Source organism: Photorhabdus kleinii (genome assembly GCF_025384885.1).
In the GTDB taxonomy this organism is placed as follows: Bacteria; Pseudomonadota; Gammaproteobacteria; order Enterobacterales; family Enterobacteriaceae; genus Photorhabdus; species Photorhabdus kayaii.
In genome coordinates, this window is sequence record NZ_JAJAFY010000132.1 from 1 (window position 1) to 1,362 (window position 1,362).

Consider the following 1,362-nt stretch of genomic DNA (forward strand, 5'->3'; position numbering starts at 1 on the left):
AAAACTGACGAAACAGAGCAATTCGGTAAGTAACGCGCAGGGGCAGGTTACCGCGACCTTAACCAGCACGGCGGCGGTGAAGGATGTGCGGGTATCGGCGAAAACGGCCAGCCAGCAAACGGCAGTGAAGGCAGCGAGCAAAGTCAGCTTTGTGGAGCTGAGCACCAGCTATTATGTTGCCAGCGTGGCGGTGGATGTGGATAAAGACGAGAAGCGCTACAACAACGGCACCGATACTTATACCTTCACGGCGACGGTGAAGGATGGGCATGGCAATCTGGTGGTGGATCAACCGGTCGAGATTGACTGGCAGACAGACCCCGCGGTGGCCGGGCTAAAACTGACGAAACAAAGCAATTCGGTGAGTAACGCGCAGGGGCAGGTCACGGCGACCTTAACCAGCACGGCGGCAGTGGCGGATGTGCAGGTGTCGGCGAAAACGGCCAGCCAGCAAACGGCAGTGAAGGCAGCGAGCAAAGTCAGCTTTGTGGAGCTGAGTGACAGCTATTATGTCGCCAGCGTGGCGGTGGATGTGGATAAAGATAAAGACGAGAAGCGCTACAACAACGGCACCGATACTTATACCTTCACGGCGACGGTGAAGGATGGTCATGGCAATCTGGTGGTGGATAAACCGGTCGAGATTGACTGGCAGACAGACCCCGCGGTGGCCGGGCTAAAACTGACGAAACAAAGCAATTCGGTGAGTAACGCACAGGGGCAGGTGACGGCGACCTTAACCAGCACGGCGGCAGTGGCGGATGTGCAGGTGTCGGCGAAAACGGCCAGCCAGCAAACGGCAGTGAAGGCAGCGAGCAAAGTCAGCTTTGCGGAGCTGAGCACCAGCTATTATGTTGCCAGCGTGGCGGTGGATGTGGATAAAGATAAAGACGAGAAGCGCTACAACAACGGCACCGATACTTATACCTTCACGGCGACGGTGAAGGATGGTCATGGCAATCTGGTGGTGGATAAACCGATCGAGATTGACTGGCAGACAGACCCCGCGGTGGCCGGGCTAAAACTGACGAAACAAAGCAATTCGGTGAGTAACGCACAGGGACAGGTGACGGCGACGTTAACCAGCACGGCGGCGGTGACGGATGTGCAGGTGTCGGCGAAGACGGCCAGTCAGCAAACGGCAGTGAAGGCGGCGAGTAAAGTCAGCTTTGCGGAGCTGAGTGACAGCTATTATGTCGCCAGCGTGGCGGTGGATGTGGATAAAGATAAAGACGAGAAGCGCTACAACAACGGCACCGATACTTATACCTTCACGGCGACGGTGAAGGATGGGCATGGCAATCTGGTGGTGGATCAACCGGTCGAGATTGAGTGGCAGACAGAGCCAACGGAGGCCGGATT

General features: G+C 56.6%; 1 protein-coding gene. It reads left to right on the plus strand.

The window, feature by feature from the left end; all coding sequences use genetic code 11:
- On the plus strand, positions 1-1,362 hold a 1,362-nt coding region (locus tag LG003_RS22960; protein ID WP_262981760.1), incomplete at both ends, for an Ig-like domain-containing protein.